Genomic DNA, 21817 nt, shown 5'->3' on the forward strand with positions numbered 1-21817 from the left:
TCGGGGCTACACCGCCAGCGATTTGTCTTGGTACTTGTGGGCGAAGAACCGTTGGACGGTCTCGACGACCTTTGAGGGAACGGTCGGTCGGTAGTTGCTCACGAGTTGTTCGGCGGTCTGGTGGGCGATTTCGTACATGCCCGGGGCGTTGTCACGGTATCCGCCGGTCAGGTCGAAATAGGGGCTTTCGAAGAACTCGCCGCTGCGCAGCAGCCGGACGGTCAGATCGTCGGTCAGGAAGTTCCCGCCGGGCTGCGCCTCGGCAAGCGATCGAAGGCCAAGCTTCTCCTCATCCAGGTCGAGGCCGCCTGCCAGGTACTCGGCCATGTCGATCAGGCCGCACTGCATGATGATCTGTTCGGCGCTCATACCGTTGGCGTTGTGCAAGCTGCCCAGGCCGCCGATGACGTTCTGCCCGCCGGTGACGGATGCCAGCAGGTAGGCCATGCTCTCGGCTCCGTTCTGGACGTCCGGTCGCCAGGTGAGGCTTCCTCCGGCCTCTCCGGAGACAGGAAGGTGGTAGAACTGCCCCAGCTGGGTCGCGGCGGTCTTGAAGATCATCTTCTCGGCGCCGTAGTAGCGATCCCGCCCGGTGCGCATGTCCGCCACCGAGGGGCCGATGCCGTAGAGCACGGGATGGCCCGGCTTGTAGGTCTGGGTGATGAGGACCGGCGCGAGCGCCTCCACGTTGGCTGCCAGGAGGGTCCCGGCCCGCGAGTAGGGCGAGGTCATGCCCGCCATCGGACACACCGTTGAGATGATGGGATAGCAGCGCTCCATGGCCATCTTCATGATCTGGATGTTCATGCCGTGGATCACCATGGGGCTGGTGACGGCCATCGCGACGCTGAGCAGAGGAGTGGTTTGGGCGTCGAGTCCTGCTGCGTCGGCGATGACCGCGGCCACGTCCATCCAATCCTGGCAGTTCTTCTCCGAGGTGGGATAGGCGGCGATGTGCTTGGTGGCGTGAGCAAGGAAGACCTCCATGGTTTTGTAGTAGCTGTCCGGCTCGGGCACATCGTTGACGGGGAACTGCATCCGCATCATGGAGGCCACCCGGTCCAGCGACTCGCCGATGATCGTGTGACGGCGGACGTCTTCGAGGACCGGGGGTCTTGGGCCGCCGCAGTATGGAATGATGAAGGGGTCGAGGATAAGAGAGAGGTAGTAGCGGTTTTTGCCACCGACCTCGAGTGGCCGCCCGTTCAGGCCGGTTTCCCGGGCCACCGCCGGAGCCAGGGCCAGTAGTTCCTCGATCAGTCGGCGATCGAAACGGGCGATGCCCGACGCCTCATGGACGCGAGCTCCTCTCCGAGCCAGCCTGCCCAGGGTCTCGGCGTGGGTGATCCGAATCCCGATTCGCTCGAAGACGTCCAGTGTCCGGGCGTGGAGCGATTCGATTTCGGCGTCGCTCAAGACGCGGATCTGCATTCTGCTCATGGGCCATTGTTCCTTCGCCGAGTCGTTCGCAGGCGTTCAGGTCAGCCGCTTGAATCCGCTGTGGGCTACGGGGCCCTTCAGTTGCCGCCGAACGGTGTCTGCCCGGAGTGCCTCGGCCATTCTCCCGAACACCTCGTCGATCGCCGCCCCATAGGCGGCCACCACCTCGTCCTCGTGGGCCAACGTTGGATAGAGGGTACAGCCAGCCAGGAAGCCGCGCTCGAGCATCCACTGGGTGTAGAGGGTACGCAATTCCGGTTCCAGGGGATGGTCGAAGCGGAAGTGCGCGAGGCAGGGGAACCCGCCATCCATTGCGATCGGCAGCCCGTGGCGGGCGCCGTGCACCTGCCAGTGTTCGGCAACGGCGGTTCCGATCCGGGCGATGTGGGCAGGCACGTCCTGAGCCGCGAGCTTGTCGAGGGTGGCGAGGGTGGCGACCGGGCCGATGCTTTCCGTCCAGTAGGTACTGCTGATGAACGATTCGTGGGCGCCGGCCATGGCTTTCGGGGTACCGATGATTGCGGCCATGGGGTGGCCGTTGCCCAATGCCTTGGCGAAGACGGCCATGTCCGGGTGGACCCCGAACTTGAGATGAGCGCCTCCGAAGCACAGTCGCCAGCCGATGGTGATCTCATCGAAGATGAGCAGGGCGCCGCAGTGATGGGTGCCGTCCCGGACCAGCTCCAGAAAGCCGCTGTCTGGAGGGTGGAATCGGCTCGGTTCCATGACCACGGCGGCCAGTCGGTGGCCGCAGCGATCGAGGACGCCCTGGAAGTCCTCGCGGCTGTTGAAGCGGAAAGCCACGGTTGTTCCCCGCAGTTCGGCCGGTACGCCCCCGGGGTCGAGGCCGGGCAGCAGGTGGCCCCGGAGGCCGTCGGCCTCGCCGAGGTTGGCCGCCAGGTACCAGTCGTGCCAGCCGTGGTAGCCGCAGATGGCCACGGCTGATCGCCGTGTGGTTGCCCGGGCGATGCGGACGGCGACCGCCACGGCCTCGCCGCCGGAGCGGCCGAAGCGAACCTGTTCCGCCCAGGGGTGGAGGGTGCAGAGCCGGTCGGCCAGGGCGACTTCCTCCGGCGGGTTCAGCGTCGACATGGCCCCGAGCATCAAGCGGCGCCTAACGGCTCGAGTCACGTCGGGATCGCGAAAGCCGAGCAGGCAGCTTCCGATCCCGTTGGTGGACATGTCGAAGTAGTGGCGCCCGTCGAGATCCCAGACCTCGCATCCGCGGGCCTCGCGGAAGTAAGCCGGCCATTGATCGGGTGCGAGCATTTCCGGGCGCTTGCTGAGCAGCTGTGTTCCGCCGGGGATTCGCCGGCGGGCATATCGATAGAGACTCTGTGTTTCAGTGCCCGAGGCGGGTTTGATGGCCAGCAGGCGGCTTGCGTTGTCGTGGAAGATGTCCTGGAGGTCGACGACGTTCAGGCCGGTGCTCTCGGCTGCCTGGCGGAGGGCGAGGAGCGACTCGAGTCCGACCAGCGTCGGCGAGCCGTGGACGGTGCATCGATCCCACTGCACCGTCTCCGGCTGCAGCCAGGCGAATCCGTTGCCGAGCGTCACGCACTTGCCGCGGGTTTGTGACACGGGGAAGTCGCTGCCCCACATCAGTCTTCGGGGGCCGAACGCCTCAAGGATGGCGACCAGTGCATCGGGTTCACAGATCGCAGACGTGTCGAACCAGACGTTATTCAGGCCCTTCAGCGCGGGCAGGCCGCACCGCGTATTGGGTGCATGGAAGCCGCGCGCTGCGTGGGCGAGGACCAGCTGGGCCGCGGGATACTGCCTGCATCTGTCCCGCAGGTACTGCTGGTTAGCCGAGTCGGCCAGGGCGAGTCGGCGCACCATGTGCAGCATGACGAGGAGGCCGCGCTCGTTCGCCGTCTGCCATGCCCACTCAGGCATGAAACTCTCGATGGAGGCATCGAACGTAGGCTGGCTCTGGCTGAACGTGTGATAGACTTTGAAGCCGGCGATCTGTTGGACTTCCAGATAGTGCTCGACGCGATCGCGGGGGTAGTCGGGGTGGATGACGATGAGGCCGCGGCTGTTCGTATGGGTTCTGAGCTGGTCGACGAGGAAATCGTTGACCGCATCCACACGTTCCGGCCGCACCATGGGATCGGGAAAGAAGAGGCCGCCGCAGCATCGTCCGGGGCCAATCTGCCGGTCCAGGCATTCGCGCCAGATTTCCCAGGTGAGCTGGGAAGGCCCCTCGGTCATCACGCCGCCCTGGGCGGCCAGGTCGGCGACCTGGTACAGATGCGCGTGGACATCGAACATCCGGTTTGGCAGGAAGGCCTTCAGCTTCTGGGAGAGCTCGCCATCGACCGGCGTGTGCGTCCAGTTCTCAACCATGGAGCACCTCGGAGTTCGGGGATCCGCGCGAGCCCATCCCTCTTGAAGCTGGCGAAGATCCGCTCATGGTCCGTCTTGACACTCGCGCACCCTTGCCATAGCGTTGCCGGGGATCGCTCAGACAGATCAAGTTGGTTGGCCAAGAGGACTCGAATCTGTTGAAGAAGCTATCCGGCTCTGCGGAGGATGTCAATGCTGGCGGCTAGGGCCCACGCGCAGGAAAGGCCGGGGTTGGTCTCTGCACCTGTTTCCGGTCTTGCGTCCAGCCTCTTGTCCGTCCTCACCGGCGAGTCTGCCGGTGGCTCCGTCTGTCGAGCCTGGCTCGGCGCGTCCGGTTCACGGCGGGTGCGGGTCGCATTCCTGGTGCTGCTGTTCGCGGCGCCGGTGATGGCCCAGAGCGCGCCGGCCGCAGCGAGTGACTCCTCTCCGGCCGCCACGGCCCAGGCTTCGCCCTCCGCGCCCCTCGCCGCAGGCGAGGGAGGGGGACTTGCGCATCGCCGACTTGTCCTGCTGGACTGGCTGGTGATCGGGGCGTACGGGGTCGGCATGCTGGCCATCGGCTGGCTGGCATCCCGGAAGACCAAGACCAGCGAAGACTACCTTCTCGGCGGGCGGAAGCTGAATGCTTCGGCTGTCGGTCTCTCCTTGTTTGCCACGCTGATCAGCACGATTTCCTACCTGGCGGTTCCCGGTGAGATCATCAAGCACGGACCGGTGTTTCTGGCTTACATTGCGGCCATTCCGATCATCTATGTTGTCACGGGTTATCTGTTGATCCCGTACATCATGCGGCTGCCGGTCACCAGCGCCTACGAGATCCTGGAGAGCACCCTGGGCATTGAAGTTCGTCTGCTGGGCTCGATCATCTTTCTGTTCACCCGGCTGGTGTGGATGGGCCTCATCCTTTTCGCTTCAACGAGAGCCATGGTGGCCATGCTGGGGCTGGCTCCCGAGACAGCTTTTTACCTGGGTGTAGGAATGAGCCTGGTGACGGTCGTGTACACATCGACGGGCGGGCTGCGGGCGTCGGTTGTCGCCGGCGCGGTGCAGACGCTGGTTCTCCTGGGCGGAGCGGTGGTGTCGGTGTTCTACGTGACGTACGAGATGGGCGGGGTGCGGCCCTGGTGGCCTGCCGAGTGGGCGTCGAACTGGGATGTGCAGCCCTTCTTCAGTTTCGACCCGCACGTGCGTGCGACCGTGCTGGGCATGGTCATCACCACGGTGGTGTGGTGGGTCTGCACGGCCGGCTCTGACCAGATGGCGATCCAACGTTATCTGTCGACACGGGACGCGCGGTCGGCGCGGCATGCGTTTCTGGTCAACAACTGCGCCGACGTGCTCACGACGTTGGCGTTGGCTTTTCTTGGCTTTGCCCTGCTGGCCTTTTTCCGCAGCCACGCCGCCTCCCTGCCAGCGGAGTACAATCTGGTCACGAATGCCGACTATCTTTTTCCCTACTTCATCGTCAACGTCCTGCCTGCCGGTCTCGGGGGTCTGGTCATTGCCGGGTTACTGGCGGCGGCGATGTCGAGTCTATCGGCGGGCTTCAACTCCTGCTGTTCCGTGGTCACGGTGGATCTCGTCGACCGCTTTCGCGAGCAGAAGTCCGCGGCTGAGCGACACCTCCGCATGATGCGTTACATCAGCGTTGTCGTCGGCCTGATCACAGTTGGCCTGAGTCTTCTGATGGGACATGTTTCGGGCAACCTCGTGGAGATGGCCAACAAGACGACGAATCTGTTTGTTGCCCCACTCTTCTGTCTGTTCTTCATGGCCATGTTCGTGCCGTTCGCTACGGCTTTCGGGACATTTTCGGGAGCGGTTTACGGGCTGGCCGCCGGTGTGCTGGTCGGCTACTGGGACCAGCTGACGGGGGAGGCTGCCCTGAGCTGGACGTGGATCACGCCGGCTTCGCTGATGGCCAGCATCGTCGTGGGCTGCGTGTTCAGTCTCTTGCCGACCCGCGGCCGGTCCTGGCCGATCCTGACCGGGTGGGCGCTGCTTGCCGCGGCGCCGCTGGTTCTGTGCTCTGTTGCCGTTGTGCGCTGGTGACCGCGTTTTTCCCCCGCGGGGGGAGACGGGTGGTGTTGGGGCAGCAGGCCTGAAAGAAGCCGGCGGCGTTTCGATCTGTGTTGCCGTCAGGATCAGGACTTTCCGTTTGTTCGGCTTGGCACGGTGGTTCGGGATCGATAACATGCTCCGTCACGCCGGTCGCTCATGGCGCTTGGGCTCGTTGTCGTCGGGTCACCGGCAGCGGCTTTCTGCCTTCTTGGAGGAGGATTGGAGGCTTCTACCGATCCGGGTTTGGGCCGTGGGCAGGAGTCCGGATCGCCCCTGGCGGGGGGGGGGGACATGACCTGCCACGCGCCGGGATGTGCCTGGCAACGGCCTTGCGGCAAGCGGAGAAGGGGCCATGACCGCCCAGATCCTGGACAACGCCGTGTTGTGGATGGGGGACGGAACCTCGCTGGATGGGCACCTCGCCATCGAGTCCGGCAAGATCGTCTCCGTCTGCCCCGGGCGCTATCACGGCCGCCTGCGGGTTGAGGATCTCGGCGGCCAGGCTCTGTCGCCCGGACTGATCGACCTGATGGTGCTCGGCGGCTTCAACCGCAGCATTCTCCGGGACGATCCGGGTGAGTTGGCCCGGGCCTATCTTCGGCTGGGCATCACCAGTTGCCAGTTCTGTATCGGGACGCTTCCCTGGGACGCGATGCAGCGGGTGGCGGGCAACGTTCGCCGGGCGATGATTGACCAGGGCCGGCCGGCGGCTCGGGTGCTGGGTCTGTATCTTGAAGGGCCCTTTCAGCAGCCGGACTTGACCGGGGCGAGCCTGCGTGAATACGCTCTTCCGCCTTCGCCGGAGAATGTCTCGCGGTTGCTGGAGATGGGGCCGGTGATCACGATGGTCAACGTTGCTCCCGGCCTGGAGGGTGACGCGGCCGCGGTCCGTCGCCTGTGTGAATCCGGCAAGGTTGTGTCGATGGCTCACTCCGACGCTCCCGTGGAACGTGTCGATGCGTGCATTGAGGCCGGTACGAGCGTGTTGGGCCATTGCTGGGACAACAACGCCGGTCGGATCGGCGATTCCGGGGTTCAGCAGCCGACGCTCGAGCATGCCGCATTGCTCGATGAGCGGGTGCGGTTCATTCACTTGATTTGCGACGGCACGCACGTGCATCCGGTCATGGTTCGCCTGACGGTGCGGTGCCGCGGACTTCAATCCATCTGTCTGGTCACTGATGCGGTCACGCGTGCGGGGTGCCCGGACGGGTCCTACACTGCTGACGACGGACGGCTCTTCAGCAAGCAAGGCGGCGTTGGGCGGACGGATGCCGGCTGGCTGTGCGGCAGCGCTCTGTTGCTGGCTGATCATCTGCGGAGTCTGATCCGGTTTACCGGCTTGCCTCCGGAGCAGGCGATCCGTACTGTAACCGGGAATCCGGCGGCATGCCTGGGCCTTCAGGATCGGATAGGCCTGCTTCGGGCGGGGCTTGCTGCCGACGTCGTGGCCTGGGACTCGTCTCTGCGGGTTCGCAGAGTCTGGTGCTCGGGACGGGAAGTGGACAACGTCTCCGATTTCGCAGAGGTGCCTCTGTGAGCGCTCAGGCGCGTTTTGACCTCACTGGACGAGTTGCCCTGGTTACTGGGGGGAGCCGGGGAATCGGCCGGGGCATTGCGATCGGTTTTGCCGAGCACGGCGCCGACGTGGCCGTCGTTTACCGTTCGGCCGAGCGGGAGGCCGGCGAGGTGGTGGCGGCGATTCGGGCCCTTGGCCGGCGAGCATGGGCTTACCAGCAGGATCTGGCCGCGCTCGATGAATTGCCGGCCTTGGCGGAGCGCGTCTGGCGGGAATGCGGCCGGATTGAGATTCTCGTCAACAACGCGGGCATGGCCTACCTGGAGTCGTTCAACGCGATCACTCCGGAGCACTGGCGCCGGGTCATGGCGGTGAACCTTGATGCCGTGTTTCTCCTGACTCAGCAGATCGCTGGACGCATGATTGCGGCCGGCGTCAAAGGCCGGATCATCAACCTTTCCAGCAAGAACGGCTTTGTCGCCGAGGCCGGCCTGGCTCACTACAATGCCTCGAAGGGGGCGATTGAGCTGCTCACGCAGAGTCTGGCCATCGAGCTTGGCGCGCACGGTATCACGGTCAACACGATTGCCCCGGGGATCATCGAGACCGAGATCGCCGGTGAGTTCCACCTGCCGACGGCGTTCTTTGAGTACTACAAGGAGCACATTCCGCTCGAGCACCGTTTTGGCCAGGTCGAGGATTGCGTTGGTGCGGCGGTGTTCCTTGCTTCCCGAGCGTCCGGTTACATGACTGGCCAGCATCTGATCATCGATGGCGGTGTGCTATGCGAGCAGGTGCCACGGATGCAGTTCATGGCTGCCGAGGCGCGGGCACGCGGAGGGTAGGCATCGTGTCATCGGTCCCGCGGACGGGTACAGCGATTCAGGATCTGGATACCCCAGCCTTGCTCGTCGACGGGCCGGCGATGATGGGGAACATTGAGCGTATGGCGGCTTTTTTCCGTGGCCGGCCCGCGCAGCTTCGTCCGCATTTCAAGAACCACAAGTGCACGCAGATCGCCCGTCGCCAGTTGGCCGCGGGCTCGGCCGTTGGGATGACGGTTGCCAAGCTGGCCGAGGCCGAGGTTCTGGCGGGCGCGGGGATCGACGACGTGCTGATTGCGAATCAGGTCGTTGGCGACCGCAAGCTGGAGCGGCTGGCCTATCTGGCCCGACGCATCCATCTCCGAGTGGCTGTTGACCACATTGACCAGGCGGTTGCCCTTTCGCGGGCTGTCTCGACCGCCGGTGCGACGGTGGGCGTGCTCATCGAGATTGACATCGGGATGGGGCGTTGCGGGCTGCCACCCGGCGAACCGGCGGTGGCCCTGGCTAGCCGGCTGGCTGACTTGCCGGGCGTCCGGTTCGAGGGGCTTCAGGCCTACGAGGGTCATCTGGTCAGCGTGGCTGATCGTGAGGATCGCCGTGTTCGCGTGATCGAGGCCTTCCAGGGTGCCCTGGACACGCGGGCTCTTCTGGAGCGATCGGGCTTGCCGGTTCGGGTCATCAGCGGCGGCTCGACCTCCACCTATGCGATCACCGGGGTTATCGAGGGAGTCAACGAGATCCAGGCGGGCACCTACGCGACCATGGACTGGACTTACCAGCGGCTCATGCCCGAGTTTCGCCCGGCCCTTTCGGTTATTGCCCGGGTCATCAGCCGGCCGAGGCCGGGGGTAGCCGTTCTGGACGTCGGGGTCAAGGGTGTGGGTCACGAGTTCGGTCCTCCGCAGGTCAAGGGTTGCCCGGGCGCGAGAATACCTTCGTTCATGTCGGAGGAGCATTGCATCATTCATGATGCCCCGGGCTGGCGGGTGGGTGACGCCGTGGAGCTGGTGCCCAGCCACGCATGTACCACCTGCAACCTGCACCGGCAGATTCACGTGCACGATGGAGGCCGGGTTGTCGACCTGTGGCCGATCGAAGGCTCGGGAGGGCTGACCTAGTCTGGTGTCCGGGGGGTCTCGTGTGGGTGCCGACGCAAGTACGGTTTGCGTGTTTGAGCGGCTGCTGTGGGGCTGGCACGACCTGTTGCCCGAGGCTAGGGTGGGCAAGCGCGTCATCGAAGATGAGGGGACGGTCCGGTCGGGCGTTTCATCGTGGTGGGCCGCGTCCTGCTCGCCGGTTCTGCCGAAAGGAGCGAGGTCATGAGCCTGAAACGCGTGGGTCCGGTTGTCCGCGGTGAAGAACTCGCCGACGGGGGTGGCGGCCACGTGGATGTGGTCAATCCTGCGACCGGGCGGGTGATCGCCCGGCAGGTCTGCTGTGATGCGGCCGCCGTGGGACAGATCGTGGAGGCCGGCGACGACGCCTTTCGCTCGGCCGGCTGGCAAGGTCTGTCGCCCGCGGATCGCGGCAGGTTGCTGCTACGTCTGGCCGACCTGGTCGAGGCGGAGGCCGAGCGGCTGGTGGAGTTCGAGTTGCTCGACACGGGCAAGCCCATTTCCCAGCTTCGCGGTGGCGAGCTTCCGCTGGCTGCCGCCATCATTCGCTTCTATGCAGGGGCTGCCGACAAGATCGAGGGCAAGACCAAGAACACGCCGGGCGGGTTTCATCTGACTACGTGGGAGCCCTACGGGGTAGTGGGCGGCATTCTCCCTTGGAACTATCCACTGGTTAATGCCGCCATGAAAGTCGCCCCGGCCCTGGCCGCCGGCAATGCGATCGTGCTGAAGCCGTCGGTGGAGACGCCCCTGGCGACCGTCGAGTTCGCGAAGCTCTGCACCCGGGCGGGTATTCCTCCGGGCATCGTCAACGTGGTCCTCGGTTCGGGGACGAAAGTTGGCAACGAACTGGTCGCGAATCCCAGAATCAAGAAGGTCTCCTTCACGGGTTCGACCGCTGTCGGCCAGGGTATCCAGAAGCTGGCGGCGGACCAGATGAAGCCGGTCAATCTCGAATGTGGTGGCAAGAACGCCATCATTGTTTTTGCCGACGCCGATCTGGAGCGGGCGGCCAACGCCGCCCTGGTCAGTGCGTTCGTGAACTGCGGGCAGCTCTGCGTTTCCTGCTCTCGGCTGCTGGTAGAGCAGTCTATCGCGGGTCGTTTTGAGCGCCTGCTGGAGGACAAGTTGCGGAGGATCCGGGTCGGCGACCCGGAGGATCCCGCGACCCAGATCGGGCCGATGATCACGCGGGCCCAGTACGATGTTGCGCTGCAGTACCTGCAGCTGGCCGCGAACGAGGGTTGTCGTGTTGTCGCGGGCGGCCGGAAGCTAGCGCTGGGTGGAGACCTGGCGCAGGGGTTCTGGCTGCAGCCCACGATTCTCGCCGACGCGAAGCCCGCGATGCGCGTGGCCCAAGAGGAGATCTTTGGGCCAGTTATGACCCTCTTGAAATTCTCTGAAGAACATGAAGCGATCGAGATTGCCAACGGCGTCGCGTACGGTCTGTCCGGTTCGGTGTGGTCCGGGAGCATCGAGCGTGCCGGGCGAGTGGCCCAGTCCATGGATACGGGCATTGTCTGGGTCAATACCATGCTCGTCGGCTACCCTCAGATACCCGTTCCCCCGCACCGAATGAGTGGTACCGGCGTCGAGCTGGGCATGGAAGGGTTGCTGGCCTACTGCAAGCGCAAGAGCGTGGTCATCAGTTCGGACCGCACGGCGCCGATCGGATGGGGGGTGTGACGGCCGCGCCCGGCCTGGCGTCTGGGTTTGCCTGTCCGCTATCGGAGGTTTTTTGCCGGGAGGTCACGTCGAGGTATGCTCGGCCCTTTCTCAGTCGGTTCGGAGGCGGGGGCCTTCGGCTCCCTGGTGAGAACGTAAGATGCCAACGCTCCGGAGGCAGACGATGGAGGCTCCGACGCGTCCCCCTCGTTTCCACTACGCCTGGATCATCCTCGTGGTCGGGACGCTGGTCGTTTTCGGTTCCTTGGGCCTAGCCCGTTTCGGGTACACGTTGGTGCTACCGGAGATGCAGGCCGAGCTGAGGCTGAACAACACGCAGGCTGGCGGCCTGGCGACCGCGAATCTCGTGGGGTACCTGGCCCTGGCGGTGGCAGGTGGCGCCCTGGCCAGCCGGTACGGTCCCCGGAAGGTGATTGCGGGCGGTTTGGCTCTGGCCGCCTTGGGCATGCTGCTGACCGGTTTGGCGGGCAGCTTCACCGCGACCATGGCCTGGCGGACGCTTACTGGGGTGGGCAGTGGGGCCAGCAATGTGCCGGTGATGGGTCTTCTGGCAGCGTGGTTTGCCCAACGTCGCCGTGGCCTTGCTGCCGGGATTGGGGTGACGGGCTCTTCGTTTGCGATCATCGTGCTGGGCCCGCTTGTGCCCCGCATGCTGGCCAGTTACGGCCAGAGCGGCTGGCGTGTCTGCTGGTTTCTGTTCGCGGCGGCAACGCTGGGGTTGGCCATCCTATCGCTGGTCGCCTTGCGTAATCGGCCCGCGGAGGTTGGGCTGCGACCGTTGGGATCGACAGGATGCGGCGAGCCGGCTTCCTCCGTGCACCAGGGACTCCAGTGGAGCAGCGTTTATCGTTCCGGGACGGTCTGGCACGTGGGCTTGATCTACGTTGCCTTTGGGTTCTCGTACATCATCTACATGACCTTCTTCACCAAGTACCTGACGACCGAGGGTGAATACACCTCGACTTCCGCGGGCAGGCTTTTCATGCTGATGGGCTGGATGAGCCTGCTGTGCGGACTGGTCTGGGGGTGGGTCTCGGATGTCATCGGGCGCAAGGGGGCCCTGATCATCGTTTATCTGATTCACGCCGTCGCCTTCGGCCTGTTTGCGTTGTGGCCATCACCGGCCGGTTTCATCCTCTCGGCAGTTCTTTTCGGGCTCTCGGCATGGAGCATCCCGGCGATCATGGCCGCCGCGTGCGGTGATTTGCTGGGCCCGAGGCTGGCGCCCGCCGGGCTAGGTTTTGTCACGCTCTTTTTTGGCATCGGCCAGGCTGTGGGCCCGAGTGCTGCGGGTGCGGTGGCGGACGCCACCGGATCGCTGTCCCCGGCGTTTGTGCTTGCCGCCGTTGTCGCCCTGCTGGGCGCCCTGGGTACCCTCATGCTCCGCCATGCCGGCATGGCGCGGGGTGGTCGCCAGGCCGCCGGATCGTCGCCGGCGGGCGGACGTGCCTCGCAGGTCTCGGACGAGTCCTCGTGAGGGTCTACGTCGGAAGCGGTTTCCCCTGGAACTTCACTCTCCAATGGACCGACCGGCTTGTCGGGGATTGGATGGTGACGCGGACCACCCCGGTGGTTTTCTGCAGCGACGCGCTGACTCCGGCGTTCTGGTCGCCCGGGGAAACGGTGGCGGCGACGGGTTTCCAGGCTTGCCCGCCGTCGGTGATTCCGGCAATTCGGAGTTCGTCATGGTCCGTTCACCAGAAGCTGGAAGACATGAAGGCCGGTGCCTGAGCTCTTCGGGTTGTGCTCGGCAGTCAGGTGGACGCGGGCGGTATGACGCCCGGGCTTGAGGTCGTCGGAGAACACCATGGCCCAGGGCAGGTAAAGGGATTCGCTCCAGGAGGTGAAGGTGTCATACCGCCGGCCGGGGCCGCCGTCCACCGCGACCTCTATGATGCCGGCGTCGGGTCCCGCGCCGATCATCAGGCCTGCGCCGGTGCCGTCGAATTCAAACTCGAACTCAGCTCCCGGCACCGTGGCGTCCAGCGCGGGCACGTGTACATAACCCGGGCGTGTTTCCCGTGCGATCGCGGGCGTCCAATCCGGGACAAGTTTGAAGTCCCTGATGATTCTCGCCTTTTCGGGCGAGACGAGCTGTCCCCGGAAGAAGCTCTGCGGATCCAGCGGCTTTGCTGGGAGGAGGTGTTCCCTTGCACTGGTCGCCGGTCTTCCGTAGGCGGCATCCAGTAGGCGGGTGATGCTGTTCGCGTAAACCCAGTGGCCGAACGGTGCCGGGTGGAGATCCTTGAAATCGTCCGGCCAGCTGAACTGGCGCGCGTTGATGCGGTCGGTGACCTCTCGAGCGAGGTTGAGCGAGGGGTTGCCGTAGGCCTCGGCCACCCGTTCATGTTGAGCGATGGATGCCGGCTGGCGGCCGTGATCGTAGTCGGCCATGTGTTCGGGCATCACGAAGTGTACATGAACGATGTCCATGAGTGGGTTGGCGATGCGCGCGTGGCGGACGATTCCCTCCATTCCTCGCAGCATCAAAGCGGGCTCCGGGACGTTGGTCGTGTCATTGACGGCTGCCTCGACGAGGAGCAGATCCACTGGCCCGCGCGAGAGCGCATCGCGTTCCAGGCGGAAGGCATGCGGCACGGATCCGAGTGAAGGGACGCCGGCGCTGATGAAGTCGAACCGGGTGCGCGGGAACCGCTTCTGCAGATAGCGGATAGTCTCCTCGCGCCAGCCCGACATGGCGGTGATCGAGCCGCCCAGAAACGCGATCCGGCCGGTTCCGTCCCGCTCGAACCTGAGGTGCGAGTTGTTCAAGCCGTCGCGCAGGGTGAAGTACTCGACGCCCTTGGGCGACACCGCGCTGTGTCGCATGACGAACCGTGCCGACTGGAAAGCCTCGGGCAGGGGGAAATGATGTCCGTTGCTCTCCTTCGTTCCCTCCTGCACGACGACGACTTCCACGTCCCCCCCGAGTTTTCGCAGCCGTCGACGCGCCTCCAGCGTATTCTCCTCTGGGGGTACCACTTGGTCATTGAGGGAAATGACATGACGCAGGGGGATCTTCGCGGCGGCCAGTCTCGGCAGGAGGTCCAGCGGGTTGCCGCTGAAAGCCAGGGCCTCGCTTTCCGACTTGAAGCCGTAGTAGCGGTGGGCCTCCTCCCACTCTTTCCGTGATCCCGGCCACCGGCGTGGCCAGCTCTTCAGATCCATCACCGGCGTGTCCGCGTAGATGCAGGCAATGCGTTCGGGTCGCCGTGCCGCATAGCGATAGGCGTGCAAACCGCCGCGGCTCACGCCTTCCAAGGCGGGCCGGACACTCAAGCCGCGCTGCCTGGTGACCTGCTCGTAGAACCGATCCATGAGGTCCAGTGACGAATCGCAACCCAGCATGTTCACGCAGTCGATGAATCCGACGTGCCAGCCGCTTCGCAGCAACTCCAGGTCGACCTCGGGGTGAAAATCCGGGAACGACGTCCGCCATATCCACGGCCGGCCGGGCGCGGCTATCCGAGGCTCGGTGACGAAGCACTCGTGGTTGGCGATCGAGAACGATTGTCGCGTGAGTCCGTTCCACAGCGAAGCCGGGGCCGGCGTGTCAGCAAACACCGCGCTGCTGGCGGCTTGGGTCAGCAGCGACACGGTCATTCCGAGAGCAGTCGATGTGCAACGGGTCATGAGGGTCGTTTTCCTCCTCGCTCGGACGAACCGTGCCGCCGTTTCGCCGTCGCCCATCCCGACTGGCGTGTCAGCGAACGGTGGGCGGCCGCCTCGCAGGTTTTCGGCGTTCGGTTGCCGATGGTGGTTTTGGACCTGCATGCCTGCAGATGAGGATTGTACCCGATGAAGGTCGGCGAGGCCTGGGGGGACGGGTTGCCTGGGCCGGAGGTCAGCGGCGGCCAGTCAGTGGCCGTTGGCGGTGAGAGTACCGCGGGGAGGCCGGAGGCTTCGGCGAATCGGGCCGGGAGCTGGAGTCACGGGGTGAGTCGTTTGACCTTGATGGTCAGTGGCACGCCGGATGTGGAGGAACTCCCGCCGATTCGCAGGGCGGACCCGCTCCAGTGGACGCCAAGCACCCATTCCCCGGTGCCGCCTCGTTGGGTGTTCTTGATCCAGTTGGTGTGTCCATCGAGGTAGCCCAAGTTCACGCCGGTGCAGGCGGCCTGGGAGGCCGAGGTGTAGTAGTTGGTGTAGGCGGGGATATCCGCGTTGTTGGTACGCTCCGACGACCGGCCGTGGTTAAAGACATACTTGGTGAGATTGGTTACGCCGGGGCCGCTGGCGGTGTACTCGTCCTGGACGATGGGGACCGAGGAGGGTGAGCCTCCGGCGGTCCATTCCTGTTTTGGAGCCCATGGTCTGTCGAGCGAAGTGCCCTGGAACACGCAGGTCGAATTGTAGAGCATCATGACCTGGGCGCCCATGTAGCCGGCAGACAGAGCCTTCTCGATGTTGGCCGGGTCGTCCAGTCGCGGGCCTCCGTTGGCGGGACAGCTGAAGATCTCCATTTGGTTTCCGATGTACCGCTTCATGATTGCCCGGAGATCGTAGACGCCGCGACCGCTGGGATCGTAGGATGCCAGGACGGTGTCGATCCACCAGGAAGCCCCGTTGTTGGCGTACTGGGTTGCGTTTCTCGGGAGGTTTCCCCGGTAGTCCTGGCCGTACATGATGCAGGCGTTGAGGTGCTGGTGCATGTTGGATGCACAGGTGACTTGTTTGGTTTGATCGCGAGCACGGCTCAGGGAAGGAATGAGGACGGCGATGAGCAGGGCGATGATCGCCACGACGACGAGGACCTCGATCAGCGTGAATCCTGCTAAGGCCGTGGTCTTGTCTAGATGTCGCCCGCTCATGTGGCATCCTCCGCGGTGATTCTACCCCACATGGACATCGGCTGGGATGTTATGCCGCTTATGATAGAATATCGACCTGTTCCGGCCCTGTCAAGAAGGTGAAGGACCGATATGTGGTCTTTCTTTTCCAAGGAATATGCTTTTTCTGGGAAGCCGGGGGTGAGAGGCTTGACAGTGAGGCCCTGGTCTGGTGTAATGGCTGGTAGAACAGCAAGTCGGAACGCGCCCTGGGCTAAGGTGGCCGGTTTTCAGGGGAGGAGGCGTGTATGCGGCGGGCGAGTGGGCGGGTCTATCGCTGGGCGGGTGGCGGTTCGAGGCCGGTGCGAGGACTTCGATGAGGCGAGAGGAAGGACTCAATGACGTTCTGGACGTTGGCCCGGTGGCCATGCGGGTGGTTCGTCAGCTTCGTCGGCAGGTTCTGAGTGGCGGTCTGAAGGTTGGCGAGGCACTGCCGTCGGTCCGTGAGCTGGCTCGGACCAGCGGGGCGGGGGTGGTGAGTGCTCACCGAGCCCTGCAGCGGATCGAAAGTGAAGGGTGGGCCAATCGGGGTGGCGGCCGGCGGTTACGGATCAGTCACGACGCGATTCGTCTGGCCGAGGCCCAGCTTCGCCAGGAGCCGCCGACCCGGGTTTTCTGGCTGAGTCCCTCGCGTGTGCGTCTCAGTTCGGAGATGGCCGTGAACACCATCTCGGAAGGTCTTTTTCAGGTTTTCCCGGGTTGTTCCCCTCACTATCTGTATGTCGATTTGTCTGCGGGTTTTGGTCCGGTAGAGCAGCTGATCCGCCAGAATGCGGAGTTGCCGTGCGAGGTAGGTTATGTTCTGGCGGGGATGCCCCCGGCTTTCAAGCGGCTGTTTGCCACCTACGAGTTGCCCTGTGTTGTGCCCGGCTACGTCGAGCCGGGAGTGAGTCTGCCGTGCGTTTATGAGGACATGGTGAACGTCGGCCGGATGGCCGGCGAGCTGTTGTGTCGTAGCAGGCGGGTGGTGGCCCTCTGCCATCAGGAGCTTGTTGGAGCTGAGGTCTTCCTGGTCGAAGGGGTTCGGGAGGCGGCCAGGGTTATGGGAGCTCACATTCCCAGCGCCGCCGAGTTCTACTATCACCTCATGCCCGATATGGCCGACTATGCCCGGGCCATTGACCTGCTGCTTGATCAAAGCGACGCACCTCTGGGCATCCTGGCGGTTCAACCGGAGTTTGCGATGCTGGCTCTGCAGGCCGCCGCCCGGCGTCGCATACCCATCCCTGAGCGGGTGCAGGTCGTCGCGTTGCATCATCATCCGATGTACTCCTTCGCCTATCCGGCGATCACCTCGATCGGGCCCTATTCGCTGGTTGAACTGGGCCGCCGATGCGCGGAGATGCTGGCCCAATCGATGGGTGGGCGGCCCAAGGCTGCTCCGCGGGAGATCATCCGGTCCACGCTGGTTGAACGAGAATCGACGCTGCCGCGGGCCACGGGCGCCCAGCGGCCGGCGGCGGGTTAGAGGAGCACCGAGCCGTCTCATGTGGCTTCGGGCTCTCTTGCGGTTCTGGAGGTTGGAAGATGAGACGATACCTTGTTTCCATGGGGGTGGTGCTGGGCGCAATCCTGTGTCTTGGTCCAGCCTCGTGGGCCACGCAGGTCACGGTGAACGGGGTCACTTCCCTCTTTGACGACTATGAGGTGCCTGATGCCTTGGGCTTGCCGCCGGTGGCCAATATCGGCACGTGGACGGTCCGCGGCGGGACGGTGCAGGAAGTTGCGCCTCCCGGGGCTTACCAGGGCAGCCAGTTCCTGGCGATGTTCAGCGCCAACAGCCCTCTCATGCATAGACTGGACCCCGTCGGGAGCGGGACCGGCACGGTCATTCGCCTCGACACCATGGTCTTCCTGCCCCCGGCCGCACAGGGTCAGGAAGCCTGGTATCAGATGGTCTGGTATAACACCTCGGGGACGACTGTGGGAGCTGACAATTCGCCCATCCACACCGCGATTATCGGTGACCAACTCTGTTACTACGAAGGCGGGTCTGCCTACGCGACAACTGGCGTCCCGGTCGCCTATGGTGTCTGGCAGCATTGGGTGATTGAATACACCGTCGGCTCGGGTCAGTTCACGGCGACCATCGATGGCGCGTCCATGACCATGGGCTTGAACGCCCGCAGCTCCGATGTGGGCATTGGCTACATCCAGTTCTTTGCCAACAGCGTTGCAGGAAGTAACCCGATCCTCTTCGATGCCGCCGTCAGCCAGGGCACCAACGACGCTTGCGGCAACGCGTTTACTCTCAGCAGCGGCACAACGCCCGGCACAACTGTCGGGGCCACGCCCGACGGCACCGCCTCCTGCGGCAACTCGAACGGCAGCCCGGACGTCTGGTATGCCTACACGGCGACCTGCAACGGACAGCTGACCATTGATAGCTGCGGCTCGGGTTTCGATACGGTCGTGTCGATTCACGCCGACGGCTGCCCGGCTTCGGCCGCCACCGAGCTGGCCGGTGGCTGCAGTGACGACTGCATGGGCACGCCCTGCGGCGGGACGGCGTCGTGTGTGACCATCGCGGTGACCAACGGGACGCGATACCGGGTGCGTGTGGCCGGCAAGGGCGGGGCGAGCGGGGCGTTTACTCTGAATACGAGCGTAGTCTGCGAATCGGAATGTCCGGCTTTCCCGCAGAATTTCGACACCAATGACGTGGGTTCGACGGCCTGCTGGTTCGGTGGGCAGCGGTGGTTTGACCCCACTCCGGGTGCGACCGTGGCGGTCACCGACACCGATTTCGTCTCCTTTCCGCGCAGCCTGATGGTCACCGGCAGCGGCACGACCATGATGGCCTGGCGGGCGTACGAGACGGTGTCGTCCAACGGTACCGATCCAATCAGTGTGTCCTTCGACTTCAAGGTCAACAACTTCGCGGACAACATCGCGTTCAGTCCGTTCGCCTTCAACAAGGGGTTGTGGGGCGCAGCGGGCACGCCGCACGCCGATGCGTTTGGTTGGCCGGTCAACACTAACTACGAGCCCACCGGGCTCTTCAGCTACATTGATGCGGTCGCTGGCTCGATCACCATGTTCGCGAAGGACCGAGCGGACCTCAACGGGCAGTGGATCCGCTGGGAAGGAACGCTTTATCCCGCGACTCGCAAGGCGGACGTGGTCGTCGAAGTCATGACTGGTCCGGCGGCGGGGACTTCCGGTGGAGTGATTGGCAAGGATTTCCAGTGGGACGTGGCCAACGACTACTATGGCCAGGCGATGGACGAGATTCGTGGCTCGGTGTTCTTCACCCCAGGCGGTTCCACCTTTGGGCCTGACGATCAGGTTCTGATCGACAACTACGATGTGCGAGTTGGGCCTCCCGCAACGCCGACCCTGCCGGTGAACGACCTGTGTGCCGACGCCCTGACGATCGGTAACGGGAAGATCTACGGGCGGACGCTGGGGGCAACGCCGGATGGCGACGCGTCGTGCGGCAACACTTCGGGCAGCCCGGACGTCTGGTACCGGTACACGGCCACCTGCACCGGTGATCTGATCATCAGAGGCTGCAGCTCTGGTTTCGACACGGTTGTTTCGGTGCATTCCGACACTTGTCCGGGGACAGCTGCCAACCAGTTGGCCTCCGGCTGTGCCCAAGGCTGTGCCACCGGTTTGTGTGACCAGTTCCAGCCGTGCCTGTCCGTGCCGGTCGTCGAGTCAACGAGCTACCTGATTCGGGTGGCGGGCGTCGATGGGCAGTCGGGTTTCTTCGGGCTGGACATTTTCTGCTTCGCTCCGATTCTGAACGATACCTGCGAGTCGGCGACGGTGATGGCTGAGGGGATGGTTTCCGGCACCACGCTCATGGCCGCCGTTGATGGCGACGCCTCGTGCGGCAGCTCCGGGAGCAGTCCGGATGTCTTCTACGCGTTCACGCCGGCAACGACGGGCACCTACACAATCAGCGTTTGCCCAAAGAGTGCGTTCACGCCGGTCCTCTCGATCCACTCGGGCTGCCCAGCGGCCCTGGGCAACGAGTTGACCTGCACCAGCGGCCCAGCCGGTGCTTCACTCGTCCTATCGCTGACCGCTTCGGCCAAGTGCATTATCCGCGTGTCCGGCGAAAATGGCACGTCGGGTGACTTTGATCTCAGCGTCGTCGCGGGCGGCGGGCTCGCGGCATTGCCGCTGAACCAGGGCTTCGAGAGCGACACGGTGGGTGCGGCTGGGGGCTGGGAGACCGGCTATCCGACCATCACCTCGTCGGCCTGCGGTGACTCGACGGTCACGGTCATCGATACCGAAGCCAGTCCGAATGACGGCGGATCGAGGAGTCTACATTGGCTTGAGCCGGCAGGGGATGGGCGAAGCGCACTCGTTCGGCGATGGGAGCCGCTGCCCAGTGCCGCGACGGGCAAGCTGCGTGTGGCCTATGACTTCAAGATCGTGCAGCACTCGGTGAGTGGGCTATCGTTCATCGTCTCCGGCTGGGAACCGAATGGCGCGCTCAATCTCAACCTGTTTGCCATGCGATTCGATCCCGACACCGGCGACGGTCTCAGCATCGGGATGAACTACCTGAACAACGGGAACTGGGAGAACTTCATGCCCGTTGCCGACACGGCCGAGATCATTGGCCAGTGGTTCCACTATGAAGCGATTATCGATGTCGGCGCCAGAACGGTCGACCTGACCCTCACTCGTCTGATGACTCCGGCTCCTTTGTCGGCGCACATCGTCGGCAGCTTCCAGACCACCCCCGGCGAGAATCCGCTCGATGCCGACATCGCCAACTACCATGGCATCGACATCTTCCAGTCGAGCGGTGCCGCAATCAGCGAAGTATTGGTCGATAACGTGACCGCGGAGGTTCTCGGCGGATGCCCGAGGCCGTTTGCCGATGCCGATGGTGACAGCGACGTGGACCAGGTGGACTTTGGCGTTTTCCAGGCGTGTTTCACTGGTGCCGAGGGTGGCGTTGCTGACGCGTGCAAGTGTCTGGACTGGAACAAGGACAATGCGATTGGCGGGGCCGACCTGAACAAGTTCAGCGCGTGCTTCAGTGGTCCGGCGATCCAGGCGGACCCGTCTTGTGCAGACTGATCCATGGTGTCGAGCGACACCGCTTGCCGGCGCGTAGCCGGCGGAGAGATGGCTGTCGCATGTTGAGGAGGGACCGGTCGAGCCGGTCCGGAAAGCGGGAGAGAGACATGAGAGCAACACGGACTCTGGTGTGGGTGTGCGGGGTAATGGGTGTCGTGGCTGGCGCGGCCTTCGGGCAGACCTTCTCGCAGAGCTTCGAGAGCGACGCGGTCGGCTCGGCGGCCGGCTGGAGCGGCGGGCAGCGTTGGTTCGACCCGACTCCGGGCGCGGTCGCGGCGGTGACCAGCGCGGATTCCGTGTCCCCGTCGAACAGTCTCAGTGTGACTGATCCGAACGGGACCGGTTTCTTCGTATGGCGCGACTACGGCGGGCTTTCCTCCGACGGCGTTCAGGATATCACCGTGTCGTTCGATATGAAAGTGAACAACTACGGCGACAACATCGCCGTCAGCCCGTTCGCGTACAATCCCTCCGTGTGGGGCGGTGACTCGGGTAGTTCTGGTGGCTTCGGCTGGCCGGTCAACACCAACCTTACCGTCGAGAACACCTTCAGCTACTATGACGAGAACGCTGGTTCGATCACGATGCTGGACAGTGCGGTCGTCGGCGACCTCCGGGGGCAGTGGATTCACTGGTCCGGCACGGTGCATCCGGCCGCTCGCACGGCTGACGTGACCGTGACCCTGCTGACCGGTCCCTCGGCCGGTGCGACCGGCAGTGTCACGGGTGCGAGCTTCCAGTACGGCGTGGCTTCCGACTATTACGGTGATGCCATGGACGCTCTGCGCGGCCTGGTGATCTTTAACCCGGCGTCCGCCTCGTTCGGCGGCGAACTCCTGATCGACAATCTGAGAGTGGTCGTGCCCGAGCCTGCTTCACTGGCTCTGCTCGGCCTGAGTGGCCTTGCTTTGGTCAGCCGGCGGCGGAGCCGGTGAGGAC

Annotated in this window: 13 protein-coding genes; 9 read left to right on the forward strand and 4 right to left on the reverse strand. The window is 64.3% G+C overall.

The features are described from left to right. Positions 1-6 precede the first annotated feature (6 nt). Positions 7-1440, reverse strand: a complete 1434-nt coding sequence (locus tag KA354_15990; protein MBP7936143.1) for a trimethylamine methyltransferase family protein — start codon at positions 1438-1440, stop codon at positions 7-9. A 36-nt stretch (positions 1441-1476) separates the two neighbouring features. Further along, a complete protein-coding gene (locus KA354_15995) occupies positions 1477-3657 on the reverse strand; it encodes an aminotransferase class III-fold pyridoxal phosphate-dependent enzyme (GenBank protein ID MBP7936144.1) in 2181 nt (726 codons plus the stop codon). 366 nt (positions 3658-4023) lie between these two features. Between KA354_15995 and KA354_16000 the strand changes: the two genes are divergently transcribed. From KA354_16000 to KA354_16025, 6 genes are all read left to right on the forward strand, one after another. Beyond that, on the forward strand, positions 4024-5844 hold the full coding sequence (locus KA354_16000) for a sodium/solute symporter (protein MBP7936145.1): 1821 nt from the start codon (positions 4024-4026) through the stop codon (positions 5842-5844). A 1398-nt stretch (positions 5845-7242) separates the two neighbouring features. After that, positions 7243-8217 carry an SDR family oxidoreductase gene (locus KA354_16005; GenBank protein MBP7936146.1) on the forward strand — a complete coding sequence of 325 codons (975 nt, stop codon included), beginning with the start codon at positions 7243-7245 and terminating at the stop codon, positions 8215-8217. Continuing rightward, complete coding sequence (locus KA354_16010) at positions 8157-9317, forward strand: DSD1 family PLP-dependent enzyme (protein MBP7936147.1); 1161 nt, start codon at positions 8157-8159, stop codon at positions 9315-9317. The genes KA354_16005 and KA354_16010 overlap by 61 nt, the downstream gene beginning before the upstream one ends. Before the next feature lie 201 nt (positions 9318-9518). After that, complete coding sequence (locus KA354_16015) at positions 9519-11000, forward strand: aldehyde dehydrogenase (protein MBP7936148.1); 1482 nt, start codon at positions 9519-9521, stop codon at positions 10998-11000. Positions 11001-11163: 163 nt separating this feature from the next. Beyond that, a complete protein-coding gene (locus tag KA354_16020) occupies positions 11164-12477 on the forward strand; it encodes a YbfB/YjiJ family MFS transporter (protein ID MBP7936149.1) in 1314 nt (437 codons plus the stop codon). Beyond that, complete coding sequence (locus KA354_16025) at positions 12474-12731, forward strand: hypothetical protein (GenBank protein ID MBP7936150.1); 258 nt, start codon at positions 12474-12476, stop codon at positions 12729-12731. Before KA354_16020 ends, KA354_16025 begins: the two co-directional genes overlap by 4 nt. Here the strand turns inward: KA354_16025 and KA354_16030 are convergent. Both KA354_16030 and KA354_16035 read right to left on the reverse strand, forming a co-directional pair. Next, on the reverse strand, positions 12684-14633 hold the full coding sequence (locus tag KA354_16030; GenBank protein ID MBP7936151.1) for a hypothetical protein: 1950 nt from the start codon (positions 14631-14633) through the stop codon (positions 12684-12686). The two genes, KA354_16025 and KA354_16030, sit on opposite strands and share 48 nt — an antisense overlap. Before the next feature lie 296 nt (positions 14634-14929). Further along, the gene (locus KA354_16035) at positions 14930-15811 is read right to left on the reverse strand and encodes a type II secretion system protein (protein MBP7936152.1); all 882 of its coding nucleotides are present in this window, start codon (positions 15809-15811) and stop codon (positions 14930-14932) included. A gap of 334 nt (positions 15812-16145) precedes the next feature. Here KA354_16035 and KA354_16040 point away from each other — a divergent pair, with 334 nt between their 5' ends. From KA354_16040 to KA354_16050, 3 genes are all read left to right on the forward strand, one after another. Next, entirely contained in the window at positions 16146-17297 is a 1152-nt protein-coding gene (locus KA354_16040; protein MBP7936153.1) for a substrate-binding domain-containing protein, read from the forward strand. A 59-nt stretch (positions 17298-17356) separates the two neighbouring features. After that, positions 17357-20878 carry a hypothetical protein gene (locus KA354_16045; protein ID MBP7936154.1) on the forward strand — a complete coding sequence of 1174 codons (3522 nt, stop codon included), beginning with the start codon at positions 17357-17359 and terminating at the stop codon, positions 20876-20878. A gap of 107 nt (positions 20879-20985) precedes the next feature. After that, complete coding sequence (locus tag KA354_16050; protein ID MBP7936155.1) at positions 20986-21813, forward strand: PEP-CTERM sorting domain-containing protein; 828 nt, start codon at positions 20986-20988, stop codon at positions 21811-21813. Positions 21814-21817: the final 4 nt, after the last annotated feature.

This window comes from Phycisphaerae bacterium (assembly GCA_018003015.1).
Lineage (GTDB): Bacteria > Planctomycetota > Phycisphaerae > UBA1845 > PWPN01 > JAGNEZ01.